Below are 25,890 nucleotides of genomic sequence, written 5' to 3'. Positions count from 1 at the left end.
GGCGGTCCGGGCGCCGGTCACAGCCAGCGGCCGAACAGGCGCTGGTAGAGCGCCCGGACGCCGATCGTGGCGGCGAGGTAGCCGGTCACCACCACCGCGAGCGGGGGCAGCGCCGCGAGCGGCAGCGGACGCAGGTCCAGCGTCGCGGCCAGCGGCGAGAACGGCAGCAGCAGCCCGCACAGCGCGGGCGCGGCGGCCGCCGCGAGCACCGGCCACGCCGCGCGCGGCGCGCCGCGCCCGCGGCTGCGCAGCAGCAGCATCGCCAGGCCCTGCGCGGTCAGGTTCGCGACGAACCAGCCGGTGTGCACCAGCTGCTGCCCGCCGGGGCCGTGCGCGGCCGGCACCCGCCACAACAGCCCGAACACGGCCAGGTCGAACAGCGCGCCGACCGGTCCCACGCAGGCGACGAACCGGGCCAGGTCGAGATGGTCGAACGTACGCGGACGCAGGATCTGCGACTCGTCCACCCGGTCGTGCACCAGCGCCAGCTGGGACAGGTCGAAGCACACGTTCCGCACCAGCACCTGCAGCGGCGGCATGGGCGGGAAGGGCAGCGTCGCGGCCGCCGCCAGGATCGACGCCACGTTCCCCACGTTCGACGTCAGCGCGATCTTGATGTACTTGACCGTGTTGGCGAACGTGCGCCGTCCGGCGACGACGGCCTGCTCCAGCGCGCCCAGCTCCCCGCGGGCGAGGATGACGTCGGCCGCGGCGCGCGCCGGGTCGGCGGCCCACCGGTCGCCCATCGCCAGCAGCCGGGCGCGTTCGACGGCGTCCAGCGCGACCTCGCCGTCGCGGGTGCGCACGCGCACGCAGACCTCCAGGACGTCCTCGACCGCGCCCTTCGTGACCAGGACATGCGCGGCCCGGCTGCGCGGACGGGGATCGTCGGGCCGCAGCAGCACCGTCGCCCGGCGGCGCGTGAAGTCGAACGGGATCACGTCGGCGCCCTCGAAACCCGCCAGGTCGCCGGTGTCGCGCAGCAGGGCCTCGTCGACGGCGTCACCGTCCGGGCTTCCCGACAGCTCCACCGACCACAGGGCGTTGAGCCGCGCCCAGCGCAGCACGCCCGGATCGGCCCCGCCGTCCGGATCGAGATGGCATGCGGGCCGCAGGCGCCGCTCGGTCAGCGTGCCGGTCTTGTCGACGCACAACGTGTCCATCGCGCCGAGGTTGTGCACCGCCGGCAGCCGCTTGACGATCACCTGCCGCCGGGACAGGCCCGCCGCGCCCCGCACCAGCAGCGCCGTCGCCACCAGCGGGAGCATCTCCGGGGTGACGGCCACCGCCACCGCGACGGCCGTCGGCAGCGCCCGCGACCAGTCGCCGCGCAGCGCCCCGCCGGCGGCCAGCACGAGCGGCAGCGCGGTCAGCATCGCCGCCACCAGCCCCCACGACACCGCGCGCACGCCGCGGTCGAACGCCGTCTCGGGCGGACGCGCGGGCAGGTCACCGGTGGCGCCGACGTAGGTGGCGGTGCCGGTCGCGACCGCCACGGCCGTGCCGGTGCCGGCCACCACCGTCGTGCCCGTCAGGCACAGCCGGGGATGGCCGAACACGTCCGGCTCCGGGCCGCCCGCGGGCGGGGCCGGAAGCGGACCCTCCGCCCAGGTCGCGTGCTTGCCGGCCGGAAGCGACTCGCCGGTGAGCGCCGACTGGTCGACCGTCAGGCCGGACGAGCTGAGCAGCCGCAGGTCGGCGGGCACCACGTCGCCGGGGCCCAGCAGGACGATGTCGCCCGGTACCACCTGCTCGGCTGGGACCTCGCGCGGGACCGGGTCCGCGCCCGGCGCGGCGCGGCGCAGCACCGTGGCGGTGGTGGTCGCCATCGTCCGCAGCGCGGCCGCGGCCCGGTCCGACCGCGCCTCCTGCCGGAACCGCAGCGCCCCGCTGAGCACCGCCAGGCAGCAGATCAGGACGGTGCCGCGTGCGTCGCCGACCAGCGCCGAGACCAGGCCGAGGCAGATCAGCACCACCACGAACGGCGCCGCCGCCGCGCGCACCAGGCGCCGCGTCCCACCGCCGCGCGCGGACCCGTCCGCGCCCTCCCCGAACCGCAGCAGGCGGTCCTGGGCCTCGTTCTCGTCCAGCCCGCGCGGAGAGGTGTCCCAGCGGCGCAGCACCGCCAGCGCCGGCTCGCCGGCGTACCCGGCCAGCGCCGCCCGCACGGACGCGAGGGAGCCGCCGTCCGGCCGTCCCCGCGCCGCCGCCCCTGGCGCGGGTGCGGCCGGGGATCGCTCGTCCAGAGGCGGGTCAGGCGCCCACACCGCGGGCGCGCCCGGTGCCGGTGGCCCTGCCGCCGCCGTCGGCCGCCTCGCCGCGCAGGTGGGCGACCATCTGCCGGACGATCGACGCCACGTGCTGGTCGTCGACCACGTAGTACTGGTGACGACCCTCGCGCCGCGCCCGCACCAGCCCGGCCAGCTTCAGCTTGGCCAGGTGCTGGCTGACCGCCGCCACCGTGCCGCCCACCTCCTCGGCCAGCGAGCTGACGTCCCGCTCGCCGTGGGTCAGCAACCACACGATGTGCAGCCTGGTCGTGGCCGCGAGCATCCCGAACAGGCCCGCCGCCTGCTGCAACAGCGCCGGGGGCAGCGCCGCCGGCGCCGTCCGGTCGTCCCCGCGTCCCGCCATGGCCTCCGCTCCGCTCATGCCCCCGGTTCCCGGAGCGCCGTAGGGGGCGATCACCTCAGTGTCGCACCCCGGGGGCGCCTCACGAACGGTCAGCGGGACACGGAGGCGCCGCCCGCACCATCACGGCGACGAGCAGGTTCGGCGCACGGCGTCAGTCCTCGTCGTCGAAGGTCTCCACGGCCTCCTCGTAGGCGTCCTCGTACGCCTGCTCGTACGCCGCCTCGTAGGCGGCCTGCTGGTAGGCGTCCTGGACCGCCTGCTGCTGCGCCTCGAGCATGGACTCGGCGAACGCGTCGTCGCCGCCGTCCTCGTCATCGTCGTCGTCATCGAGCAGCTCGTTGACGACCGCGCCGGCCACGAAACCGGCGGCCAGGCCGCCCGCCGCGCCGGCCGCGACCCCGCCCCAGCCCGGGCCGCCGTGACCGTGCGACTCGTGGTGGCCGTGGTGCGCGTCATGGTGGGCGACGGGCGCGTACCCGCCGTGGCCGTATCCGCCGTGGCCTCCGTGCAGGTGCCCGGCGACGGCGCGCAGCCAGTTCTCCAGTTCCTGCTCCCAGGCCATGTGCAGCGCCTCGTCGTGCGACACGTGGAAGCGGCCGAACACGTCGTCGCCCTCGGCGAAGATGTTCCCCCGGCGGTCGGCCTCCAGCACTACCGCCAGGCCGTGCGGGCTCGCCACGAACGTCAGCTCGACCTCGTTGATCTGCCCGCCGTACTGCGGCGGCGCATAGAACTCGATCTCCTGGTAGAAGGGCGGCTCCTGGTGCACCCCGGCGATGTGGCCCTGCTCGACGTCGGCGCTCTTGAACTGGAAGCCCAGCGCGGCGAACGCGTCGAGCACGCGCTGCTGCGACGGGAGCGGGCCGATCGAGACCGGGTCCAGGTCGCCGGAGTCCATCGCCCCGGATATCTCCAGCTCCGTGCGCACGCCCATGGCCATGCCGTGCAGATGCCGGCCGTGCACCTCGGTGAGCGGCAGCTCCCACGGCAGCGGCATCTGGAAGGGGATCGTGTGGTACTGCCCGGCCCCCAGGTGGAAGCCGCCAGCGATCGCGCCCCGGTAGAATTCCACGCCTGCGGTGCCCTCGTGGTCGCCGTGCTCGTACTCGACGTGCGTGACCAGGCTCAGCACCACCTGCTGGACGTGCACGTCGTGGTCCCCGCCCTGGATGGTGACCTCTCCGGGGAGGTGCCCGCCCGGACGGCCGTGCCCGCCGTGCAGCACCGTCTCCACCGAAGGCCCGCCCACCCCGAAGGCTCCGAGCAGCCGCTTGAACACCATGGTTCCCCTCTTCTGTTGTCCGTTGACGGTCGCGGGCCCGCCGACAATTATCTACGACACTTGTAGCACAAGGGCCGGGAACCAACCACCGATTCCGCTGTGGGCGCCGTCACCCTGCGCCGCGCGGGGATGCCGCCGCCGGGCGGTCGGACGGCTCGTCGCCGGGGCGGAAGCCGGACGGCTCCCCGGCGGCTGCGCCTCGGTCGTGCTGCTGGACCGCGCGGCCGCCACCGCGCTGCGCGCGATCGCCTTCGACCGGCCCCCCGCCGGCGGATGCGACGGCACGAAGTGAACGGGCGGCGCATGGGCGGTTACCCTTCCCCGTACGCATTCGACCTTGGAGGTGGACCCGTGGCGAGACGACCGCTGGGGCAGTTGGAGGCCGAGGTGCTGGCCGCCCTCGCCGCCGCCGGTGGTCCGGTCAGCACCGCCGACCTGCGGGCCCGCATCCCCGGGGAACCGGCCTACACGACCGTCAACACCATCCTGTTCCGCCTGCACGCCAAGAACCTGGTCACCCGGGTCAGGCAGGGCCGGCACTACCTCTACCGGCTGGCGGTGGACGAGTCGCGCCTGGTGGCCGACCGGATGCGCGACCACCTGCGGCACGCCAGCGACCCGTCCAGCGTGCTGAGCCGCTTCGTGCAGAGCCTGACCGCGGAGGAGGAGGACGCGCTGCGCGCGGTCCTGCGGCGGTCCGGCGGCGAGCCCGAGGCCCCGGCGTGATCTGGCTGCTGACGTTCCTGCCCGCGGCGCTGGCGCTGGTGCTCGGCGTCGTCATGGGCGTGGTGCCGCTGCCGCTGCATCCGGCCTGGTCGGCGCGGGTGCTGGCGGTGATCGCCGTCACCACCGCGGTGGCCGTCACCGGCACGCTGGTGTTCGTCGGCGTCAACTACGCCGCCACCCTGGCCCCGGGGGTGGCCGACCGGTACCTGCCCGAGTGGGCGCTGTTCGGCGACGACCAGCCGGTGCACGCCGCCCTCGGCGTCCCGGCGCTGGCGCTGACGGCCCTGAGCGTCGCCGTCGCCGCCCGGCTGGCGGTCCGCTGGACCGCCGAGGTGCGCCATGCCCAGCGCACCGCCCGCCAGGTGGTGGAGTCGGGTGTCCCGATGGCGCTGGCGGTCCCCGGCCGGGACGGCGGCGTGCTCGTCTCGCGCGGGCTGCTGCGCACCCTCGACAGCGTCGAGCTGCGGGTGGTGTTCGAGCACGAGGCCGCGCACCTGCGGCACCGTCACCACCGCTACCTGGCGGCGGGGGCGCTGGCCGCCGGCACGGTGCCGGTGCTGCGCCGGCTGAACGCCCGCCTGCGCTTCGCGCTGGAACGCTGGGCCGACGAGGACGCCGCCGAGGCCGTCGCCGACCGCACGCTGGTCGCGCACACCATCGCCCGCGTCGCCCTTGCCCGGGCGGAGGCCGAGTCGTCCCCCTCGTCGCTGCCCGCCTTCACCGACTCGGGCGTCGTCCAGCGCGTGCAGGCGTTGCTGTCCGCCCCGCCCAGCAAGAACACCGTCACCGGCCCGGTCCTGCTGGCGGGCGTCGGCACCGCCACCGGCCTGCTGGCCTCCGCCGCCTGGCAGCTCGACCACGCCTTCGGCGTGAACATCCTGTGACGCGCCGGGCGCGTCAGGGGCGGTGCTCGTCCACCAGAAGGGTCTGCAGGACGTGGCCGAACTCGCCGGAGGGGTCGGCCAGGGACGCCTGGGCCAGGGCGCTGCCGTGCGGGCTGGCATGGACGCGGGCGTCCATGCAGATCCATTCGCCGACCGGATCGCGGTGCAGCGCCACGGTGACGTCGGTGTTGATGACCAGCAGTTTGGCGAAGTCGAGCTGGGCGCCCACCCCCGAGGCGCTGTCGGCCAGCACGAGCGCGCGCACGAGCGGCGTGTCGGCCTCTCCGGTGACCAGGGGGACGCGCGGCCGCGCCCACGTCCGGCCCGGGCCGCGTCCGGTGAACGAGCCCTCGGTGTAGCGCCACTCCATCGCGGACAGGTAGCCGTCCATGTACGCCCCGGGCCAGGCGGTCACGGCCTGGCCCGTGGCGGGCAGCGGGGGAGGGGCCGGCGCGTGGTCGGTCGGCTCGACGTGGTCGGGGGCGGCGGCGATCCGCCAGCCGGTGGCGCGGGCGACCGGGCGCTCCTCGTGGAACAGCTCGCCTTCCAGCAGGCTGACCCGCCGCCCCGGGCGTACCGTGCGGACGGTCACCCGCAGGGGCGCCACGGGCACCGGGGCGAGGATCTCCACCGTGACCCGCGCGATCCGCGTCCCCGGGACGGGGTCGTGCCGTTGGAAGGCCCGTCCGAGCAGCGCCGAGACCGGGCCGCCGTGCTGGAAGCCGGGCGACCACGGCCCGGCCGTGGCGGGGGTGCTGGCGAAGCGGTCCTCGTCGAGCGGTTCGTAGAACGTCTCGGCCGGCGGCGTGTCCACCTGATCTCCTCCCACTGGGCAGAACGCCATTCTAGCGACCCTTCGCCAATTGAGTGCCGGCCCGCCGCCGGGCGGGCGCGGTGGCTCATCCGACGGGGTGGCTCATCCGACGATGAGGACGATGAACACCAGGTAGGCGATGATGTTGACCAGCCAGCTGTTGGCGTTCATCCAGTCGCGGACCTTCGGCATGGCGTTCACCGCGCGCCGGTGGAACAGCAGGTAGGCCAGCAGCGGAAGGGCGGCGATCAGTACGGTCGCCGCGACGAACGGCGCCGCGGCGGGCAGGCGCATGCCGGCTCGCTGCAGGTGCACGCCGACGGTCAGCATCACGATGATGTCCGAGGGCATCAGCAGGATCACCAGCAGCCCCGTGCGCAGCGCCTGCCGGGGAGCCGCGCCCATCAGCTCCGCCAGCCAGCGCGGCGGCTCGGCCGTGCGGCGGCCCAGGAAGCTCCTGATCGCCAGGACCACCAGCAGGGCGACCAGCACCGCCTCGACGATCCGCGCGACGGGGCCCCCGCCGGGCGCGGTGCCCTGCGGCGCGCCGCCGAGCAGCCCGGCCAGGCCGCGCGCCACGGCCACCCCGGCGACGGTGGCGGCCAGCACCCCGCACAGGAAGGCCAGGGACACCCGGACCGCGCGGTCGGCGGTCACCAGGATGATCGCGGAGATGATCTGCGGCCCGGCCATCATGGTGACGGCGAGCGGCAGCACGTTGAGGTTCACGACGTCCCGGGCCCTCCCGAAGGCGCGGCCGTCACGGGCCCGAGCGCATGCCCATGCGGATGGCCTCGCGCTGGCCGTACACGCACAGCGCCCAGATCACGAAGACGTCGAGGGCGATCATCAGCATCGACCACGCCGGGTAGTACGGGAGGAACAGGAAGTTCGCCACCGCGCTGATGACCGCCATGCCGACGCCGACGATACGGGCCAGCAGCCGGCCGGCCATGATCCCCCAGCCGGTCAGGATCAGCAGGATGCCGATCACGATGTGGATCCACCCCCAGGCGGTCACGTTGACCGAGAAGGCGTAGTTGGCGGTGACCACGAAGAACTCGCGCCGGACGAGCGCGGCGATCCCGGCGACCAGCTGGAAGATCCCCACCGTGATCAGCAGGATGCCCGCGAACAGCACGACCCCCAGGGCCCACTCGGTCCGTCTCTCCTCGGTCGTCGTGGTCGTGTGCGTCTTCTCCGCCATGGCTGGTCTCCTTCCGCGAGGATCTCCCTGTAGCTGCTCTCGGTCTCCCTGCAGGTGCTGACGACGTCGGTGCTGCAGTCCTGCCGCGTCACCGGCGTCCCGCGCCGGTCCGCCGGCCGTCGGCGAGCGGCACCCGCCCGGCGGCCGGGGCCGGCCCGGTGGCGGGCGCCTCGGCGGCCGGTGTGGGAACGGGGCCGGCCCGCATCCCCGTGTGCCGGGTGGCGATCCGGTCGACGTGCACGGCCTGGACGGGACGGGCCGCGGCCGTCCGCGGGACGTGCTCGCGCCGCGCGTCGTGCGGGCCGCGTTCGTACAGCACGGCTCTCTCCCCCCCCGTCGAGCAGCCGTTCTGTCTCATCTACCCCCAGTTCGGGGAGTTAGCCGGACGGACGGGGCCGTCGCGGAACACGGCTGGGGCGGGGACGGCTAGCGGGGCCTCGGCCCGCGGTCGCGGGTCCACCGTTCGAGGACGATCAGGGTCTTGGTGCTGGTGACGCGCTGGCTGCGGCGGATCTCGTCGATCGTGCGCTGCAGGTGCGCCATGTCGCGGACGCGCAGCCACACCAGCGCGTCGGGGTCGCCGGCGATGGTGAACACCGCCTGCGTCTCGGGCATCCGGGTCGCGGTCTGCACGATGTCGTGGACGTTGGTGGTGCCGAGGAAGCGCAGCTCGGTGAACGCCTCGATGCCCCAGCCCAGCCTGGCGTGGTCGACCTGGACGGTGAACCCGGTGATGACGCCCTCGTCCCGCATCCGGTCGATGCGGCGCTTGACCGCCGCGGTGGACAGGGTGACGCGTTCGGCGATGTCGGCCAGGGTGCGCCGCGCGTCCTCCCGCAGCAGCGACAGGATCTCGTGATCGGTGGAATCCAGACGCGCGGCGGCCATGGTGCGGCATGCTAACGCAACGGATCCCTGTGCGGAACGCGGATATGGTCCCGATCTTTGCGTCTTTGACCGTGAAGTCCGGTGTGGTGTTGCGTGCGGCGATCGTCGTTTGCTGTTCTCTCACCGACGAGAGGAGTCCGGTCGTGGGCGCGTTCACACTGGAAGACCGTTACCTGCGCGAGGACGGCGAGGTCTACCTCACCGGCGTCCAGGCCCTGGTGCGGGTCCTGTTCGACCGGGTGCGGCACGACCGGCGCTCCGGGGGGAAGACGACGTCGGTGTTCGTCTCCGGCTACGAGGGCTCCCCGCTGGGCGGGTACGACCTGGAGCTGGCCAGGCGCGGCCGCCTGCTCGACGAGTACCGCGTGGTGCACCGGCCCGGACTGAACGAGGAACTGGCCGCCACGTCGGTGATGGGCAGCCAGCTCGCCGCCGGGCTCGGCCTGCGCACCGACGGCGTCACCGGGTTCTGGTACGGCAAGGCGCCGGGGCTGGACCGCGCGACCGACGCCCTGCGGCACGCCAACATGGCCGGGACCGATCCGAACGGCGGCGCGGTGGCGCTGGTCGGCGACGACCCGAACGCCAAGTCCTCGACCATCCCCTCGGCCTCGGAACTCGCCCTGGCGGACCTGTCCATCCCGGTGCTGTTCCCTGCGGACCCGCAGGACATCGTGGACTTCGGCCTGCACGCGGTGGAGCTGTCGCGGGCGAGCGGGCTGTGGTCGGCGCTGAAGGTGGTCGCCAACGTCGCCGACGCCGCCGCGACGGTCACGGTCGACGGCGCGTGGACGCCCCCGGCGATGCCCGGCGACGCCTACCGGCACAGGCCCAGCGGCCGGCTGCTCGGCCAGGACCTCGCGCGCATGGAACGCGGCCTGTACACGGTGCGGCTGCCGCTGGCGCTGGAGTACATCCGGGCGAGCGGGCTCAACCGGATCGTCCACCGCGGCGACCGCGACCGGATCGGCATCGTCACGGCCGGGAAGGCCTACCTGGACGTCCGCCAGGCGCTGCGCATCCTCGGGCTGGACGACGCCGACCTGGCCCGCCACGGCATCCGCCTGCTCAAGCTCGGCGCGATCCACCCGCTGGAACCGCGGATCGTGCGCGAGTTCGCCGCCGGGCTCGACGAGATCGTGGTCGTCGAGGAGAAGCGCGCGTTCCTCGAACCCGCGGTGAAGGAGGTGCTCTACGGCCACCGCGACGCCCCCGACGTCCACGGCAAGGACCTCTTCAGCGCGCTCGGGGAGCTGGACCCCGACCTGATCGCCAAGGGGCTGCGCGGGCGGCTGGCCCGTCACGCCGACCTCGCCCCGGCACCGCCGGACAAGCGCGAGCGCATCGCCCTTCCGCTGCTCGCCCGCACCCCGTACTTCTGCTCCGGCTGCCCGCACAACTCCTCCACCAGGACCCCGGAGGGGACCATCGTCGGAGCCGGGATCGGGTGCCACACCATGGCGCTGTTCATGGACCCCGAAACCGTCGGCGACGTCGTGGGACTGACCCAGATGGGCGGCGAGGGCACGCAGTGGATCGGCATGGCGCCGTTCGTCGACGCCTCGCACTTCGTCCAGAACATCGGCGACGGCACCTTCACCCACTCCGGCAGCCTCGCCGTCCGCGCGGCCGTCGCCGCGGGCGTGAACATCACCTACAAGCTGCTCTACAACTCGGCCGTCGCGATGACCGGCGGGCAGGACGCGGTCGGCGCGCTGCCCGTGCACAAGGTCGCCGAGCTGCTGCTGCTCGAAGGCGCCGCCAAGGTCGTGATCACCAGCGACGAGCCGCGCCGGCTGCGGCGGGCCGGGCGCGTCAAGGGCGTGGAGGTGCGCCACCGTAGCGAGCTCCGGCGCACCCAGGAGGAGCTCGCCGCGATCCCGGGGGTGACCGTCCTCATCCACGAGCAGGAGTGCGCGGCGGAGAAGCGCCGCAAGAGGCGCCGCGGCAAGGCGCCCGCACCCGCGGAGAAGGTGTTCATCAACGAACGCGTCTGCGAAGGCTGCGGCGACTGCGGCGGCAAGTCCAACTGCCTTTCGGTGCAGCCGGTCGCGACCGAGTTCGGCCGCAAGACGGCGATCCACCAGTCGTCGTGCAACCTGGACTACTCCTGCCTCGACGGGGACTGCCCGTCCTTCCTGACGGTGGTGCCGGGCGGACGGCGGCCGCGCCGGACCTTCGCGGAGCTCTCCGCGGACGCCGTTCCCGAACCCGGGCGTGCGGGCGGCGACTTCACCGTCCGCATCACCGGCATCGGCGGCACCGGAGTCGTCACCGTCGCGCAGATCCTGGCCACCGCCGCGTTCCTGGACGGGCGGCACGTGCGCACGCTCGACCAGACCGGGCTCGCCCAGAAGGGCGGCGCCGTCGTGTCCGACGTCAAGGTCACCGCGGCCCCGGTGGAACAGGCGGCCAAGCTCGCCGCGGGCGAATGCGACCTGTACCTGGCGTGCGACGCGCTGGTCGGCGCCGACCCCGCCTACCTCGGCGCCGCCGACCCGTCGCGGACCACCGCCGTGGTGTCCACCACCGAGGTCCCGACCGGACGCATGATCGTCGACCCGTCCGTGTCGTTCCCGGACGCCTCGCGCATCCGCTCGTCCCTGGACGCCGCGACCGCCCGGGCGTACTACCTGGACGCGCGCGGCCTGGCCGAGGCGCTGTTCGACGACGACCAGTTCGCCAACATCCTCCAGCTCGGCGCCGCGTACCAGACCGGTGCGCTCGGCGTCACGGCCGCGAGCATCGAGCGGGCCATCGAGCTCAACGGCACCGCCGTCGCCGCCAACGTCCAGGCGTTCCGCCGCGGCCGCCAGGCCGTGGCCGACCCCGACGGCCTGCGCCGGGAACTGGAACCGGAGGCGCCGCGGGAGGAACCGGCGAGCGCGCCGGAGGTCCGGTCCCTGGTCGCCGCCGAACCCGGCACCGAACTGGCCCGGATTCTCGACGTCCGCGTCCCCGACCTCGTCGAGTACCAGAACGCGGCCTACGCCGCCGAGTACGCCCGGTTCGTCGAGCACGTGCGCGGCAGGGCCCCGCACGCCGCCGAGGCGGTGGCGCGCAACCTGTACAAGCTCATGGCGTACAAGGACGAGTACGAGGTCGCCCGGCTGAGCCTGGATCCGCGGCTGCGGGCCGAGATCGCCGAGCGCTTCGGCGACGGCTCGCGGGTGGCCTACCGCCTGCACCCGCCGATCCTGCGCGCCCTGGGCTACAAGCGCAAGATCGCGTTCGGCCCGTGGTTCGGCGGGGTGTTCCGGACGCTGCGGGCGATGCGCGGGCTGCGCGGCACCCCCCTCGACCCCTTCGGCCACACCCGGGTGCGGCGCACCGAGCGCGCGCTCGTCGCCGAGTACCGCCGGGCGATCGAACGGGCCCTCGACATCGCGCCCGACCATCCGCTGCTGGCCGAGCTCGCCGAACTGCCGGACCTGGTCCGCGGCTACGAGGAGATCAAGCTCGGCAACGTCGCCCGGTACCGCGCCCGGCAGGCCGAGCTGCTGGCCGCCATCGAGTCCGGCGACAGGCGGCCGGCGAACGCTTCGTCGTCCTGACCCGCCGCGGACCCCGGGGCGGCGTTGAAGATGGGGCACGTGCGCCGTCATCGCCTTCCGGTTTCCCGGACCCGGGGCGCGCTCCTTGCGACGCCGATCGCGGAATGGGTGCACCGTCTTTCCGCAGGCGGTGAACCGGGACGCGAATCGGCGTCGTACGCCTCTCGGAACGCTCCCATAACAGGCTCTGGTGAAGTCGCCGGTATTGCGCGACGACCGATGCCGATGCATGGTCCAAGGACTCGCGGGCACAGATGAGTTCCGGTGTGGACAATGGTCGAGCGTTAAGGAGCGAAGCGATGACCACGACGTCACCGCATCGTGGGATGGGGCCCGCTTCACGGCGCCCGTTCGACGCCGGAAGCGCGGTCGCGCCCCTGACGATCGCGGAGCGGCGTCATGGTCGCTGGTCGGTGCTCACGGTGCGCGGCGAACTGGAGATGACCACCGCGGACCGGCTTCTCGACGCCGTGAAGGACCGGCTCGCCGCCACGGAGCACGCCGGGGAAACCCCGAGAATGGTGCTCGACGTGTCGGGCCTGTCGTTCTGTGACTCGTCCGGGCTGAACGCGCTCGTCCGCGGCTGGCATCTGTCGCGGCAGGCCGACGGCGAACTGGTGCTGCTCAACCCGTCCGCGCAACTGACGCGCATGCTGACCATCACCGGCCTGGACCGGCGCCTGCCCATTCACGACCGGTTCCCGGACTGATCCGCGCCCATCCGCGACGATCACTTCTTCGTGCCTCGGGGACGGCCGGAACGGCCGCGGACCGAGCCGGCCTGACGCCGGGCGGCGGTCGATACCGCCCTCTCGCGGCTGACCACGGACGAACCCGGTGTGCCGACACGACGACACATGTGGTACGTGTTCACCTGACCAGTGGCGGTCACTGGTCCATCCTTGTCACAGCGTGTCCGACCGGACGGGCACCGGCCACGCCGTGATCTTGCGTGGGAACATTGGACCGAGTGCACAGTGGAAGTGCACAGTCGAAGGGATCCGAACACATGGCAACGCGACCGCAGATGGCGAAGCTGGACGATGTCACCAAGTTCGCCGAGGGACTGACCAACGACTACCTGATGTGCCGCACGTGGGCGCACGCGTGGGACCCGCGCACCTCCGCGGTGCAGCGCGCCAACGGCCGCATCCACTGGACGGTGGAGTGCTCCACCTGCGGCACCATCCGCACCCGTGTCATGACACCCAGCGGCGGCATCGTCGGGAACCGCTACAGCTACCCCGAGGGCTACCAGTCCGGTGGCATCGGCCGGATCGGGCAGCGCGGGCTCGCCGCCATCCGGATGGAGTCGCTGAAGCGAATCGGTGGCGCCTGATGCAGGAAGTGTTGATCGTCACTTACTGCGACCGCTGCTACCAGGACGATCAGACCAAGAACGACGCCGAGGTCACCGTCGAGGTGAGCGTCGGCACCGACCAGGCCCGGCTCGACCTGTGCCCGCGCTGCGACGAGGAACTGCTCGCGCCGCTGCGGGAACTGCTGCGCACCCGCGGTCCCGCGCAGCGGGCCCTGGAGAAGGCCGCGGGCACGGGCAACGGGGCCGAGCAGCGCCCCGCCCGGGTCCGACCGGACGTCTCCGTGCGCTGCGGGCAGTGCGACACGCAGATCGCGCTGCGCAACCGCGGCAGCCACAGCCGCGCGAGCCACGGCTGCGATCCGCAGGAGATCGCCTGGTACTTCGGTGACGACGTCACCGAGGTGTGGAGCTGTTCCTGCGGCCTGGCGTTCCCCAACGAGCACGGCCGGACGACCCACGCGCACCGCGTCGGTCACCCGCTGCCCGAGGTCACCGGTCCCCAGGCACCGCCCCGCGCCGCCTGACAGAGGCGGTACCGCCGGGCCCCACGCCGATGACGCCGCGTGTCATCGACACCGCCGCGCGTGGCCGCTCACACGCGCGGCGGAGCGAACGAACACCGCGGCTCAGCGCCGGGTGCCGGAGCAGAAGGCGGTCTCCAGGGGCGACAGGAGCGCCGGCGACGGGGCGGCGGCCCGGTGCCGGTCGGCCGACACCGCCGCCCGGCGGCGGCCGCCGGAGGAGGTGAAGGCCACGGTGAGGCAGCCGGAGACGCCGCCGTGGCCGTGGCACCGCAGGCCGCAGCCCAGGGGCATCGACTCGGCGCCGAGGCGTCGTCGCCCGCCGTCATCGCGACCGGCAGGCCGGGCCGGAGGAGGCGGCCGCCGACCAGCGCGACCGGGAACCGGTTCAGGTCGGCGGTGGTCGACAGGATCTCTCCGGACGACACCGCCGCTGAGCGCCGTCATGCCGAGGGTGACGTCACGGCCGTCGCGCCGGACGGTGACGTAGCCGGGCGCGCGGCGACGGCCGTGACCACCGTGCGGACGAGTCGTGCACCTGCGGATCTCATGACGACGATCGTCGTCGCGCGGCCACCGGGGGCGGCGTCAGGATCGTCCCTGGACCGTCCCCGAGAGCGCGTCCGGCCCGGACGTCCCGCTGTGAGGCGGGACGTCCGGGCCGGAGTGGCGCGTCGGGGCGCGCGGGTCAGTCGGTGCCGGACTCGATGGCGGCGTGGTCGAGCATCTCGTCGTCGGCCGGGACCGTGGTCGGGACGGCGCCGCGGGAGGCGATCGCCTCGGCGCCGCCCTCGGGCATCGCCCCGATCAGCCCGGTCGAGGCCGCCTGCGCGGCGCCGATCAGCGCCGGGTGGGCGCTGCCGACCATGCCGAGCGCGGCGTACTGTTCGAGCTTGGCGCGCGAGTCGGCGATGTCGAGGTTGCGCATGGTCAGCTGGCCGATGCGGTCGACCGGCCCGAAGGCCGAGTCCTCGGTGCGCTCCATGGACAGCTTGTCGGGGTGGTAGCTGAGCGCCGGCCCGGAGGTGTCCAGGATGGAGTAGTCCTCGCCGCGCCGCAGCCGCAGCGTCACCTCGCCGGTGACCGCCGCCGCCACCCAGCGCTGCAGCGACTCGCGCAGCATCAGCGCCTGCGGGTCCAGCCAGCGGCCCTCGTACAGCAGCCGGCCGAGCCGCCGCCCCTCGTTGTGGTAGATGGCGAGGGTGTCCTCGTTGTGGATCGCGTTGACCAGCCGCTCGTAGGCCGCGTGCAGCAGCGCCATGCCCGGCGCCTCGTAGATGCCGCGGCTCTTGGCCTCGATGACCCGGTTCTCGATCTGGTCGGACATGCCCAGGCCGTGCCGCCCGCCGATGGCGTTGGCCTCCAGCACCAGGTCGACGGCCGAGGCGAACTCCTTGCCGTTGATGGTCACCGGCCGGCCCTGCTCGAAGCCGATGGTGACGTCCTCGGCGGCGATCTCGACGGCCGGGTCCCAGAACCGCACGCCCATGATCGGCTCGACGATCTCGATGCCGGCGTCGAGGTGCTCCAGCCTCTTGGCCTCGTGGGTCGCGCCCCAGATGTTGGCGTCGGTGGAGTAGGCCTTCTCCGTGCTGTCGCGGTAGGGCAGGTCGTGGGCGAGCAGCCACTGCGACATCTCCGTGCGGCCGCCGAGCTCGCTGACGAAGTCGGCGTCCAGCCACGGCTTGTAGATGCGCAGGGACGGGTTGGCGAGCAGGCCGTACCGGTAGAACCGCTCGATGTCGTTGCCCTTGAACGTGGAGCCGTCGCCCCAGATCTGCACGTCGTCCTCGAGCATGGCGCGCACCAGCAGGGTGCCCGTCACGGCCCGTCCGAGCGGGGTGGTGTTGAAGTAGGCGCGGCCGCCGGAGCGGATGTGGAACGCTCCGCAGGCCAGCGCCGCCAGCCCTTCCTCGACGAGGGCCGTCCGGCAGTCGACCAGCCGGGCGATCTCGGCGCCGTACGCCGTGGCGCGCCCGGGCACCGAGGCGATGTCGGGCTCGTCGTACTGGCCGACGTCGGCGGTGTAGGCGCAGGGGACCGCGCCCTTCTCGCGCATCCACGCGACCGCGACCGAGGTGTCGAGGCCACCGGAGAAGGCGATCCCGACACGTTCACCGACAGGCAGAGAAGTGAGCACCTTGGACACGAGTACAAGTATATGCACACCAATGCATGATCATGCAACCCGCTGCGTGACATCGCCGCCCGCGTCGCCGCCGCCATGACCTCGGACGACGTGACCTCGGACGACGTGACCTCGGCAATGCGGGCGACGGTGCGGTGCTACCGGGCCTTCTGCGAGGCGGCGGCCTGGGGGCGCAGGTCCCGGATGCCGAGGCGGTGCGCGGGCTCGTCGGGAAGCGCGATCGTGCTGGTGACGCGCAGGTCGGGTGCGGCGTGGAGGAGCTCGCCGGACTCCATCGGCCGCCAGCCCGGGTTGTCGTCCATGCGTTCGCTGGCGACCACCACCGCGGGCGCGGCGGCCAGGTCGGCGGAGTGGACGCGCATGCGGCCCGCGGTGCCGCTGTGATCGAGATGCCGGTCGCCGTGGTGGCCGCCGCGCCCGCGTTCGAGCACGTACAGCGCGTGGGTGTCGGGATACCGCAGGGCCCACAGCCCCTGCGGGGTCGTCAGGACCATGTTGAGCGCGTACACGGGCAGGTTCCGGGCGATCCAGCGGGCGGCGCGCACGATGCCGCCGGCGACGTCGCCGTCACCGGACCTCAGCTCGCGGGTGATCAGGGCGAAGAACCGTTCGGAGTCGGTGTCGCCGCCGACCAGCGACCGGGCCGGGCCCAGTTCCGCGTCGAGCCGGTCCAGGCCCTCGATCACCCCGTTGTGCGCGAACAGCCGCCCGTCCTGTTCGAAGGGGTGGGTGTTGCGCCGCTCCAGCCCACCGGTGGAGGCGAAGCGGATGTGGGCGAGGAACGTCGCCGACCTCACCTGCTCGGCCTCTTCGGCGAACGCCCTGTCGGCGTAGGCGGCGATGGGCGCCTTGTGCAGCCGCGGGGTGCCGTCGGTGTCGAAGAAGCCCAGGCCGGTGCCGTCGGGATCCCGGTGGCTCTGGTCGCTGAGGCTGTCGGGGGCGTCCAGCAGCCAGAAGGTGGCGCGGGTGCGCCGCGGAGAGCTGCTCATCCCGAAGAGACGGCACATGGACAGGGCTCCTCGTCGGGTGAACGGTCAGTGGTCGCTGTGGCGCCGGGGTCGCCTGGCCTCGGCACCGTGGGCGAAGGAGGCGGCGTCCTCGCGGGTCCGGCACGGCCGGGTCTGCCGTCGCAGGCGCGGCAGGACCCGGCGCAGGTCGTCCAGCAGCAGGTCCGCCAGGTCGTGGCTGAAACCGTTGCGGACCACGATCCGCAGCACCGCCAGATCGGTGCGGTTCGGCGGGAAGGTGTAGGCGGGCACCAGCCAGCCGTGCTCGCGCAGGGCGGCCGAGACGTCGTACACGGTGAACCCGCCGATCTCCTCCCGCAGCCGGAACGCGAACACCGGTGCCTGGCCGCCGTCGCTGACCAGCTCGAACGGGCCCAGGGCGGCGATGTGCCCCGCCAGGCGGGTGGCGACGTCCCGGCACGTCTGCTGGACCCGCCGGTAGCCCTCGAAGCCCAGCCGCAGGAAGTTGTAGTACTGCGCGACCACCTGGGCGCCCGGGCGGGAGAAGTTCAACGCGAACGTGGGCACCTGCCCGCCCAGGTAGGTGACGTCGAACACCAGGTCGTCGGGGAGCGCCTCGGCGTCCCGCCACAGAGCCCAGCCGACGCCCGGCATGACCAGCCCGTACTTGTGGCCGGAGGTGTTGATCGAGGCCACCCGCGGCAGGCGGAAGTCCCACTCCAGCTCCGGATCGAGAAACGGTGCGATCATGGCCCCGGACGCGCCGTCGACGTGGACGGGCACGTCGAGGCCGGTCCGCTCCCGCAGGTCGTCCAGCCGCGCGGCCAGGTCGGCCACGGGCTCGTAGCTGCCGTCGAACGTCGACCCCAGGATGGCCACCACGCCGATGGTGTTCTCGTCGCACAACGCCACCGCCGCCTCGGGGCTCAGGTGGTACCGGTCGCCCTCCAGGGGGACGTACCGGGGCTCCACCTCGAAGTAGTCGGCGAACTTCTCCCAGCAGATCTGGACGTTGACGCCCATCACCAGGTTCGGCCGGTCGGCCGGCCGGCCCTGCGCGCGGCGGCGGTGCTGCCAGCGCCGCTTGAGCGCCAGCCCGCCCAGCATCGCCGCCTCGCTCGACCCGGTCGTCGAGCAGCCCACCGTCCGCCGCGGGTCCGGCGCGTGCCACAGCCGGGCCAGCATGTGCACGCACCGCAGCTCCAGCTCGGCCGTCTGCGGGTACTCGTCCTTGTCGATCATGTTCTTGGCGGCGCACTCGGCCATGAGCCGCTGCGCCTGCGGTTCGGCCCAGGTGGTGACGAACGTCGCCAGGTTCAGCCGTGCGTTGCCGTCGAGCATCAGCTCGTCGTGCACCATCTGGTAGGCCGTCCGGGGATCCATCTCCCGCGCCGGAAGCGCGTACCGGGGAACCCGCACCGGCTCCCGGCTGAAGATGGGATTGGCCTCGAGATCACGGCTGCCCCGCCCGTTGTGCCGCGGTTGCTTCAAGACCATCGCTGCACCCCCGACCCGACGCGTTCGTCGTGGTAGGGGATGCCTTCCCGCCGGACGGTGCGGGACACCCTCCCGGGGGTCCGGAGCACCCGGCCCCTGACCAGGCGGGCCCTACTTCCAGCCGCCGTAGGGGACGGTGAGCACTTCCATGCTGTGGCCGTTGGGGTCGTCGAAGTACACGCCCCGGCCGCCGTCCCGGCGGTTGATCTCTCCGGGGCCGCTGTGGTCGGGGTTGGCGTAGTAGGGGATGCCCGCCTCCGTGATCCGGCCGAAGATCTCGTCGAACTCCTCCTCGGTCACCAGGAACGCGCAGTGGTGCCAGCGGAAGTCGGTGGAGTCCATGAAGTCGAGCGTGACGCCGTTGCTCGTCGTCACGGGCACGAACGGGCCCAGCGGCGGGCCCGTCTCCACGCCGAGCACGTGGGCGAGGAACTCCGCCGACGTTTTCCTGTCACGCGCGGGGATGATGATGTGGTTGAGCTGTACCGACATGATCGTCACCTTCCGTCGGCCGGCGTCTCTGCCACCAGTCTGCGACCTCGACCTTGGTCGAGGTCAACCAGGACGGCGGGGCTGGTACCGGGGACGGCGAGGCGATCGGGTGTCGGTGCGAGGCGCCATAATCGGCGGCGTGATCGATGAGATTCAGCGGGGCGACCTGCGGCAGTACGTCCGGCTCCTGCTGGCGTTGGGCGACGACGACTTCGACGGCGTCGTGGAGAAGGGCGCGCAGTACCTGGAGGACGCTCCCGGTGCCGGGTCGCTGGCGCGGCGGTTCGCCGAGGAGGAGTTCGCCGGACACCTGGCCGACCAGCGGGCCTGGCCGGAGGTGCTCGACTCCGACCGGCTGCTGCGCGCGTTCCGCGACCTCGACCTCGCGGGGATCGTGGCCAGGGCCGACTTCGCCTGCTGCCAGAACTGCGGCGTCGGCGAGATAGGCGGGGAGGTGCCCGAGGACGAGCGGCACGCCTACCGCGGCTACGTCTTCTGTCACCGGCAGGACATGGAGAGCGCCGTGCGCGGCGACGGGCTGTTCCTCTCCTACGGCGTCTTCACCGACGCCGCCCGGCAACTGCCCGCCGACCAGGCCGGCATCGGCGCGGAGGTGGCCGCGGCGCTTCGCCGCCACGGCCTGGAGGTGGACTGGAACGGGGATCCCGCCAAGCGGATCGGCGTGCCCCTCACCTGGCGCCGCCGGCGCTTCGGCCGGTTCGCCGCCTGGCCTGACGGCCCTGCGCCGGCCGCTCCCGTCCCCGGCGGCCTGTCCGTCAGCTACTGCGACTACCGCCGGGGCCGCTACGAGGATCGTCCCGTGCCGGTGTCACTGGCGGAGGCCCGAACCGTCCTGCACGCCCTGACCCCCAGGGAGAACAACTTCGCCGTCTTCAACGGCCGGTCGGGCGGGGTCGTCCAGATGCGCTGGGAGAAAGGGCGCCGGCTGTGGCTGGAGAGCCCCGACCCGGCCGCCGGCTGCTCACGCGGGCGTCATGTGACCCCCGACGAGGCCGACGACCTGGTGGCCGTCCTGGCCCGCGAGGACCGAGTGGCCCTCGACCGCCTGGGGGAGGTGAAGACCGTCCCCTGGGGCTGAGCCGCAGCCGGCCGCCGGAGGCGGGGGCTGAAACGCGCCCGTTCGCCGTCGGCCGGGCGCCATCACGAGGTTAGAGGATCGCCCCGGCGCCCCTCACTCCGGGCGTGCGGGCCTCCGCGTTGGTCCCGTTGATCAAGGACCTTCGTCCCTGGGGCGCCCGGGGCCGCCGCGGAGAGGCTGTGCGGTGACAGCGGCAGCATGTGGAGGTGCGCCATGCCTCACCCATTCGCCACGCACGTCGGGATCCGGCGCCTGGTGACGGCGGCGATCGCGGCCCCGTCGGTGCACAACACCCAGCCCTGGCGGTTCCGGTGCGAGGACGCGCGGGTCCTGGAACTGCACGCCGACGAGGACCGCCGGTTGCCGGTCCTGGACCCGCGCGGCCGGGCCCTGCACATCAGTTGCGGGGCGGCGCTGCTCAACCTGCGGCTGGCGATCCGGGTGACCGGGTACCGGCCGCTTCCCCGAGGTCCTCGAGGTCCTCGAACGCGCCTGACACCTGCCGGAGAACGCGCGCCGGACGACGGCGAGAAGAGCCCGCCGTCAGTGCCCGCCGTCGTTCCGGCCCTCGGCGGGGCCGCGGGCCTTTGCCCGCGGCCCCTGGTTGGGAGTTACTGGTTTCTGGTGATGGTGAACGTCGTGGTGTTGTTGCGGATGTCCTGGTGGTTGTTGCTCAGGCGCAGGCCGTTGAAGGTGGCCGAGCCGACGGCGGGGCCCTGGCCGGGTTCGGGCAGCTCGTTCACCCAGATGCCGAAGCCGGACTTGGCGTCGAACGCGTCACCGCTCTTGCGCGCCCCGGAGATGTCGATGTCGGTGAAGACGGTGTCGGTGATGGGGTTGAGCGGCCGTCCTCCGCTGTACTTGGTCTGGAACATGATTCCCGAGTAGGTCGGGTCGACGATGTCGACGTCGCTGATGCGGATGCCCCGGAACGGGAATTCGCCGGAGAACAGCCACAGGGCGGGGAACGTCTGCTGGCCCCAGAAGTGGCCGCCCGCCCGCACCAGCGAGATGTTCTCGAACTTCGTCTGCGGATCGGACTCGAAGCCCAGTGCGGGAATGCCGCCGAACTGCAGCGTGCCGATGGTGATGCCGGAGTAGACGAGGGTGTCGGCGATGTGGATGTTGCGGAAGGTGTTGCCGCCGCCCCCGTAGACCGCCAGTCCCGCGGCCCGCCAGGTCAGCAGGGAGGTGAGGTTCTCGTAGACGTTGCCGGTCTGCTGCTCGTTGCGGTGGTCGATGGCCGGGAACAGCGCGAAGCTGTCGTCGCCGGTGGTGCGGGTCTCGACGTTGCCGACCCTGTTGCCGCTGCTGCCGTTGGTCAGGTTCAGGCCGTCGGCCCACATGTTCCGGATCCGCGAGTTCCTGATCACGGAATTGTCGACGTTGGTGCCCCAGAACAGGCACACCATGTGCTCGGCCCAGATGTCCTCGATGGTCATGTCGGCGACGTTGCTGAAATCGAACACCTTGCCGGGGCCGTCGATGCGCGAGGTGTAGTTGCCGAAGAAGGCGAACCCGGAGAACGTGGAACCGTTGGCGGACGCGTCCGCGCGGAATCCCGCGTCGGTGTTCTGCTGGCTCGCCGGGGTGCGGAACCGGGTGAACCACGGGCCCGCGCCGACGACCTTGACGGCCTTGCCGTAGACGTTGAACTTCTGCGCGGTCTCGTAGTCGCCCGGCGGCAGGTAGACGCCCACCAGGTTCGCGTCCTGGCGCGCCCGGTCCAGGGCGTTCTGCACGTCCTGGTGGGTGAATCCGGCGGGCACCGCGTATTTCGCGGGGTCGGGGTTGGGCTTGGCGGCCACCTGCTCGGTGTTGACGAAGTCGATGGCGTAGCTGGTGGTGTTGGCCGCGTCCTTCTGCAGCTTGATCTTGCTGCCCTTCGGCACGGTGGTGCCGAGCATCAGGTTGGCCTCGTCGTAGATGTGGCGCGGCGGCCCCGAGCTCGGCGAGTCGTTGGGACTGGCCTCGTCGCCGTACACCCAGGTGTAGCGGGACGTCAGGTTGATGGCCTTGAGGAAGACGCCGTCGACGTAGACGTTCAGGGTCGCGTCGATGCCGCCGCCGCCCGGGGCGTCCGGGATGGAGTAGCGGGCCACCAGCGTGTTGGTGGGCGCCTTGGTGGTGAACTCGACGCTGGCGCCGGTGGTGGTGAGCCGCACCGCCCGGCGGCCGGACGCCTCGCCCGCCAGGTCGCCGACGGTGCGGTTGGGCCCGACCACCGTGGCGCCGCCGGCGAGCACGCCGTCCTCGGCCTCGTACACGTCGTACGGCATGGCGGCGCCGCGTCCGACGAACAGCGAGTGGGTGGAGGTGTTGTTGGCGCGCTTGACGGGGACCTCGTTGGCGTCGTCGGCGATCACCGTCCGGACGGTGTACCGGCCGTTGGCCGCCGTCCAGGTTCCGAGGTCGATCGGCGCGGTGGACGCGCCCGCGGCGAGCGCCCCGGTGTAGGAGCCGTTCAGCGTGCGCACCGCGTTCCCGGAGCCGTCCAGCACGGTCAGGGTGATGGCGTGCGCGCCGCCCGCGGCCGCCAGCGTGCCGTCGTTGCGCAGCGTCACCGAGAAGGCGACCGTGTCGCCGCCGCGCGGGTTGCCGGGGCTCCAGGTGACCGCACCGGCGACCAGGTCGGAGCTGGACACCGGCGCGACGGTGAGCCGGGCGGTGCGGGTGTTGTCGGTCTCGTTGAGCTCGATGTTGTCGTCCGCGGCGTCGGCCGTGGCGGCGACGGTGTACGAGCCGGCGGCACGGGTTCCGGCGGACGCCGTCACCGTGGTGGACGACCCGGCCGCCAGCGCGCCGACGGAGGCGGAGCCGACCTTCTGGCCGTCGATCGCGAAGTCGAGCGTGCCGGGGTCGGCGGCGCCGGTTCCGGCGTTGCGCACGGTGGCCCGCAGAGTGATCGCGTCGGTTTCGGTGGGGGAGGCCGGGGTCCAGGAGACGTCGGTGACGGTCAGGTCCGGCGTGGGGCCGGGGGTGCCGATGACCTGCAGTTCGGCGACCTGCGCGCCGGGCGCGCCGGTGTTGGCGGTGAACTTCAGCTGCACCTCGGCCGCGTTCGCCGACACCGGCACCGTCACGGTGTTGCCCGTGGACGGGTTGAACGTGTACGTGGCGGAGGGCTTGATGGTGGTGAACGAGCCGCTGCGGCTGGCGCGTCCCAGCACCTCGAAGGTCTGGGTACGGGTCGCCCAGGCCGCGTCGGGGTTCAGCTTGACCACGACGGACGTGAGGTCGGCCTTGGCGCCCAGGCTGACCGTGAGCGTGGCCGGGTAGGCGCCCGAGCCGGACTCCCAGTAGGTCGCGGTGCTGTTGTCGTTGGCGTTGGCCGCAACGAACGAGTACACGTGCGAGGAGGCGGTGACGGGTTTGCCCGCGGCGAGGTTGGTGCCGCCGCCCTGACCCTGCCGCGTCACGATGTTGCTGCTGGGCGAGACGTTGCCCGCCGCGTCCCTGGCCCGCACGTAGTACGACACGGTCGCCGTGGCGGGCTGGGTGTCGGTGTAGGTGAGCACGTTGCCCGCCACGCTGGCGCGCAGCGTGTCGTTGGCGTAGACGTCGTAGCCGGTGACGCCCACCGCGTCGGACGAGGCGTTCCACGTCAGCCTGATCTGCCCGGGGGAGGGCTCGGTGAAGGCCAGGTTGGACGGCGCGGTCGGCGGCTGCTGGTCGCCGGTGGTGGGCCCGTACACCTCAAGCTCCGACAGCTGCCCGGCGGGCCAGCCGGTGTTGGCGGTGATGAGGATCCGCACGTAGCGGGTGAGCGTGGTGCCGTACGTCAGTGTCACGGTGTTGCCGGAGGACGGGTCGAAGACGCGTCCCTGCGACCCCACCAGGTCGGTGTAGGCGGTGCCGTTGGTGCTGCCCTGGACGGACAGCGTCTGCGTTCGCCTGCCCCAGTTCGTGACGGGGAGCTTGAGGACGACCTTGTTGGTGTCGACGGAGGCGCCGAGGTCGATCTGGATCCATTGCGGGAAGGCGTTGTTGGCGCTCTCCCAGTAGGTGGCCTGGTCGCCGTCGTTGACGTTGGTGGCGACGTACTCGGCGTTGGAGCTGCTGGCGGACACGGTCTTGCCCGCCGCGAGGTTGGTCTCGGCCGCGGCGGCGGGGGTGACCGCCGGGCCGAGGAGGGTGCCGGACGCGGCCAGGGCCACGGCCAGCAGGAGCCGGGTCAACTTTCGTCTCATCGCTGTTCTGCTCCCTCGGTGTGTGGGGGGTGGGGCACCAGCAGGGGAGGAGCGGGGGGTCAGCGCAGCCAGACGGCGGTGTCCGGCGGCAGCAGGTCGCCGTGCAGCGGTTCGCTGGCCAGCAGGATCTCGCCGTCGACCGGGACGGGGTCGGCGCCGAGGTTCACCACGCAGGTCAGGCCGGTGTCACGGGTGAAGGCGAGCACGTCGTCGCCCATCGGCAGCCAGCGCATGGTGCCGTCGCCGAGCTCGGCGGCGCGCAGGCGCAGGGCGGCGCGGTAGAGGGACAGCATCGAGGACGGGTCGGCCTGCTGCGCCTCCACCGTCAGGTCCTTCCATTCGGCGGGTTGCGGCAGCCAGGGCGTCCCGGTGCCGAACCCGAACGGCGGCTCGACGCCCGACCAGGGCAGCGGCACCCGGCAGCCGTCGCGGCCGCGGTCGGTGCGGCCGGAGCGGTGCCAGATCGGGTCCTGCCGCAGCTCGTCCGGCAGGTCCTCCACCTCGGGCAGGCCCAGCTCCTCGCCCTGGTAGACGTAGACGCTGCCGGGCAGGGCCAGCGACAGCAGGGCGGCGGCCCGGGCGCGGCGCAGGCCGAGCGCCGGGTCGGTGGGCATGCCGTGCTTGCGGTCGGCGTGGTCGAAGGAGGTGTCGGCGCGGCCGTAGCGGGTGACGGTGCGGGTCACGTCGTGGTTCGACAGCACCCACGTGGCGGGGGCGCCGACCGGCGCCAGCGTGGCGATGGTGTCGTCGATGACGGCGCGCAGCGCGGCGGCGTCCCAGGGGGCGCCGAGGAACGGGAAGTTGAAGACGGTGTGCATCTCGTCCGGGCGCAGGTACCGGGCCAGCCGCTCCTGGTCGGGCAGCCACACCTCCCCGACCAGCATCCGGCCCGGGTAGGTGTCGGCCAGGCGCCGCCACTGCCGGTAGACGTCGTGGACGCCGTCGCGGTCGGTGTACGGGTCCAGGCCGTCGGGCGCGGCGTCGGGGTCCTTGACCAGCACCGCGGCCGAGTCGACGCGGAACCCGTCCACGCCCCGGTCGAACCAGAACCGCAGCACGTCCAGGAACTCGGCGTGCACGTCCGGGTGGGTCCAGTTGAAGTCGGGCTGCTCGGGGGCGAACAGGTGCAGGTACCACTCCCCGTCGGGCACCCGCGTCCAGGCCGGGCCGCCGAAGATCGACTGCCAGTCGTTGGGCGGCGCGTCGCCCTCGCCGCGCCGGAACCAGAACCGGGCGCGCTCGGCCGAGCCCGGCCCGGCGGCCAGCGCCTCCCGGAACCACGCGCTCTGGTCGGAGGTGTGGTTGGGCACCACGTCCAGGATGATCCGGATGCCGAGGGCGTGCGCCTCGCGGATGAAGGCCTCGGCCTCGGCGAGGGTGCCGAAGACCGGTTCGATGCCGCGGTAGTCGGCGACGTCGTAGCCGCCGTCGGCCATCGGCGACGGATACCAGGGGTTCAGCCAGACGGCGTCGATCCCCAGCTCGGACAGGTAGGGCAGGCGGGAGCGCAGCCCCGCCAGGTCGCCCACGCCGTCGCCGTCGCCGTCGGCGAAACTGCGCAGGTAGACCTGGTAGATCACGGCTCCCCGCCACCATGCTTCGGGCATGCTCACGCGCTCCTCGGAACTGTCTGGGTGCTGTTCGGATGCTGTTCGGTGTGTTCG

22 protein-coding genes are annotated in these 25,890 nt (G+C 72.8%); 7 read left to right on the top strand and 15 right to left on the bottom strand.

Going from position 1 to position 25,890, the window contains the following annotated elements; all coding sequences use genetic code 11:
* Window positions 1–17: 17 nt before the first annotated feature.
* From ABZ801_RS20920 to ABZ801_RS20910, 3 genes are all read right to left on the bottom strand, one after another.
* Window positions 18–2,168 (bottom strand): cation transporting ATPase C-terminal domain-containing protein, encoded by a 2,151-nt coding sequence (locus ABZ801_RS20920; RefSeq protein WP_360700003.1) that lies wholly within the window; start codon window positions 2,166–2,168, stop codon window positions 18–20.
* An 85-nt stretch (window positions 2,169–2,253) separates the two neighbouring features.
* On the bottom strand, window positions 2,254–2,652 hold the full coding sequence (locus ABZ801_RS20915) for a metalloregulator ArsR/SmtB family transcription factor (protein WP_344940347.1): 399 nt from the start codon (window positions 2,650–2,652) through the stop codon (window positions 2,254–2,256).
* Between the two features lie 133 nt (window positions 2,653–2,785).
* Entirely contained in the window at window positions 2,786–3,916 is a 1,131-nt protein-coding gene (locus ABZ801_RS20910; protein ID WP_360699999.1) for a sporulation protein, read from the bottom strand.
* A gap of 351 nt (window positions 3,917–4,267) precedes the next feature.
* Here ABZ801_RS20910 and ABZ801_RS20905 point away from each other — a divergent pair, with 351 nt between their 5' ends.
* Window positions 4,268–4,642, top strand: coding sequence for a BlaI/MecI/CopY family transcriptional regulator (locus ABZ801_RS20905; RefSeq protein ID WP_360699996.1), 375 nt, complete (start codon window positions 4,268–4,270; stop codon window positions 4,640–4,642).
* Window positions 4,639–5,526 carry a M48 family metalloprotease gene (locus tag ABZ801_RS20900; protein ID WP_360699993.1) on the top strand — a complete coding sequence of 296 codons (888 nt, stop codon included), beginning with the start codon at window positions 4,639–4,641 and terminating at the stop codon, window positions 5,524–5,526. The genes ABZ801_RS20905 and ABZ801_RS20900 overlap by 4 nt, the downstream gene beginning before the upstream one ends.
* 13 nt (window positions 5,527–5,539) lie before the next feature.
* On the opposite strand, the gene ABZ801_RS20895 is transcribed toward ABZ801_RS20900, so the two are convergent.
* From ABZ801_RS20895 to ABZ801_RS20875, 5 genes are all read right to left on the bottom strand, one after another.
* A complete protein-coding gene (locus ABZ801_RS20895; RefSeq protein ID WP_360699990.1) occupies window positions 5,540–6,340 on the bottom strand; it encodes a thioesterase family protein in 801 nt (266 codons plus the stop codon).
* A 102-nt stretch (window positions 6,341–6,442) separates the two neighbouring features.
* Window positions 6,443–7,069, bottom strand: coding sequence for a GAP family protein (locus ABZ801_RS20890; RefSeq protein WP_360699987.1), 627 nt, complete (start codon window positions 7,067–7,069; stop codon window positions 6,443–6,445).
* Between the two features lie 31 nt (window positions 7,070–7,100).
* Window positions 7,101–7,547: a hypothetical protein gene (locus ABZ801_RS20885; protein WP_344940328.1), complete on the bottom strand. Its 447-nt coding sequence runs from the start codon at window positions 7,545–7,547 to the stop codon at window positions 7,101–7,103.
* A gap of 88 nt (window positions 7,548–7,635) precedes the next feature.
* Window positions 7,636–7,866, bottom strand: a complete 231-nt coding sequence (locus ABZ801_RS20880) for a hypothetical protein (RefSeq protein ID WP_360699984.1) — start codon at window positions 7,864–7,866, stop codon at window positions 7,636–7,638.
* Window positions 7,867–7,973: 107 nt separating this feature from the next.
* A complete protein-coding gene (locus tag ABZ801_RS20875) occupies window positions 7,974–8,435 on the bottom strand; it encodes an Lrp/AsnC family transcriptional regulator (protein WP_344940323.1) in 462 nt (153 codons plus the stop codon).
* Between the two features lie 8 nt (window positions 8,436–8,443).
* Here ABZ801_RS20875 and ABZ801_RS20870 point away from each other — a divergent pair, with 8 nt between their 5' ends.
* The 4 genes from ABZ801_RS20870 (at window position 8,444) to ABZ801_RS20855 (ending at window position 13,834) form a co-directional block, all read left to right on the top strand.
* A complete protein-coding gene (locus tag ABZ801_RS20870) occupies window positions 8,444–11,989 on the top strand; it encodes an indolepyruvate ferredoxin oxidoreductase family protein (RefSeq protein ID WP_360699981.1) in 3,546 nt (1,181 codons plus the stop codon).
* Window positions 11,990–12,288: 299 nt separating this feature from the next.
* Complete coding sequence (locus ABZ801_RS20865) at window positions 12,289–12,699, top strand: STAS domain-containing protein (protein ID WP_360699978.1); 411 nt, start codon at window positions 12,289–12,291, stop codon at window positions 12,697–12,699.
* Window positions 12,700–12,998: 299 nt separating this feature from the next.
* Window positions 12,999–13,328: a hypothetical protein gene (locus tag ABZ801_RS20860; RefSeq protein ID WP_344940315.1), complete on the top strand. Its 330-nt coding sequence runs from the start codon at window positions 12,999–13,001 to the stop codon at window positions 13,326–13,328.
* Complete coding sequence (locus tag ABZ801_RS20855) at window positions 13,328–13,834, top strand: hypothetical protein (RefSeq protein WP_344940312.1); 507 nt, start codon at window positions 13,328–13,330, stop codon at window positions 13,832–13,834. Before ABZ801_RS20860 ends, ABZ801_RS20855 begins: the two co-directional genes overlap by 1 nt.
* 102 nt (window positions 13,835–13,936) lie before the next feature.
* Here ABZ801_RS20855 and ABZ801_RS20850 read toward each other — a convergent pair whose 3' ends face one another.
* From ABZ801_RS20850 to ABZ801_RS20830, 5 genes are all read right to left on the bottom strand, one after another.
* On the bottom strand, window positions 13,937–14,125 hold the full coding sequence (locus ABZ801_RS20850; RefSeq protein WP_360699974.1) for a hypothetical protein: 189 nt from the start codon (window positions 14,123–14,125) through the stop codon (window positions 13,937–13,939).
* Window positions 14,126–14,519: 394 nt separating this feature from the next.
* Window positions 14,520–15,980 (bottom strand): argininosuccinate synthase, encoded by a 1,461-nt coding sequence (gene argG / locus ABZ801_RS20845; RefSeq protein WP_360699971.1) that lies wholly within the window; start codon window positions 15,978–15,980, stop codon window positions 14,520–14,522.
* Between the two features lie 137 nt (window positions 15,981–16,117).
* Window positions 16,118–16,987 carry a class II glutamine amidotransferase gene (locus tag ABZ801_RS20840; RefSeq protein ID WP_360699968.1) on the bottom strand — a complete coding sequence of 290 codons (870 nt, stop codon included), beginning with the start codon at window positions 16,985–16,987 and terminating at the stop codon, window positions 16,118–16,120.
* A gap of 27 nt (window positions 16,988–17,014) precedes the next feature.
* Window positions 17,015–18,445 (bottom strand): glutamate decarboxylase, encoded by a 1,431-nt coding sequence (locus ABZ801_RS20835; protein ID WP_360699965.1) that lies wholly within the window; start codon window positions 18,443–18,445, stop codon window positions 17,015–17,017.
* Between the two features lie 111 nt (window positions 18,446–18,556).
* On the bottom strand, window positions 18,557–18,937 hold the full coding sequence (locus tag ABZ801_RS20830) for a VOC family protein (protein WP_360699963.1): 381 nt from the start codon (window positions 18,935–18,937) through the stop codon (window positions 18,557–18,559).
* Between the two features lie 139 nt (window positions 18,938–19,076).
* On the opposite strand from ABZ801_RS20830, the gene ABZ801_RS20825 reads away from it, so the two are divergent.
* Complete coding sequence (locus tag ABZ801_RS20825; protein ID WP_360699960.1) at window positions 19,077–20,036, top strand: hypothetical protein; 960 nt, start codon at window positions 19,077–19,079, stop codon at window positions 20,034–20,036.
* Between the two features lie 611 nt (window positions 20,037–20,647).
* On the opposite strand, the gene ABZ801_RS20820 is transcribed toward ABZ801_RS20825, so the two are convergent.
* A complete protein-coding gene (locus ABZ801_RS20820) occupies window positions 20,648–24,226 on the bottom strand; it encodes a discoidin domain-containing protein (RefSeq protein WP_360699957.1) in 3,579 nt (1,192 codons plus the stop codon).
* Between the two features lie 59 nt (window positions 24,227–24,285).
* The gene (locus ABZ801_RS20815) at window positions 24,286–25,833 is read right to left on the bottom strand and encodes a glycoside hydrolase family 13 protein (RefSeq protein ID WP_344941056.1); all 1,548 of its coding nucleotides are present in this window, start codon (window positions 25,831–25,833) and stop codon (window positions 24,286–24,288) included.
* Between the last annotated feature and the right edge of the window lie 57 nt (window positions 25,834–25,890).

Source organism: Actinomadura sp. NPDC047616 (assembly GCF_040642915.1).
Classification (GTDB): Bacteria; Actinomycetota; Actinomycetes; order Streptosporangiales; family Streptosporangiaceae; genus Spirillospora; species Spirillospora miaoliensis.
This window is presented reverse-complemented; position numbering and strand designations above follow the sequence as displayed.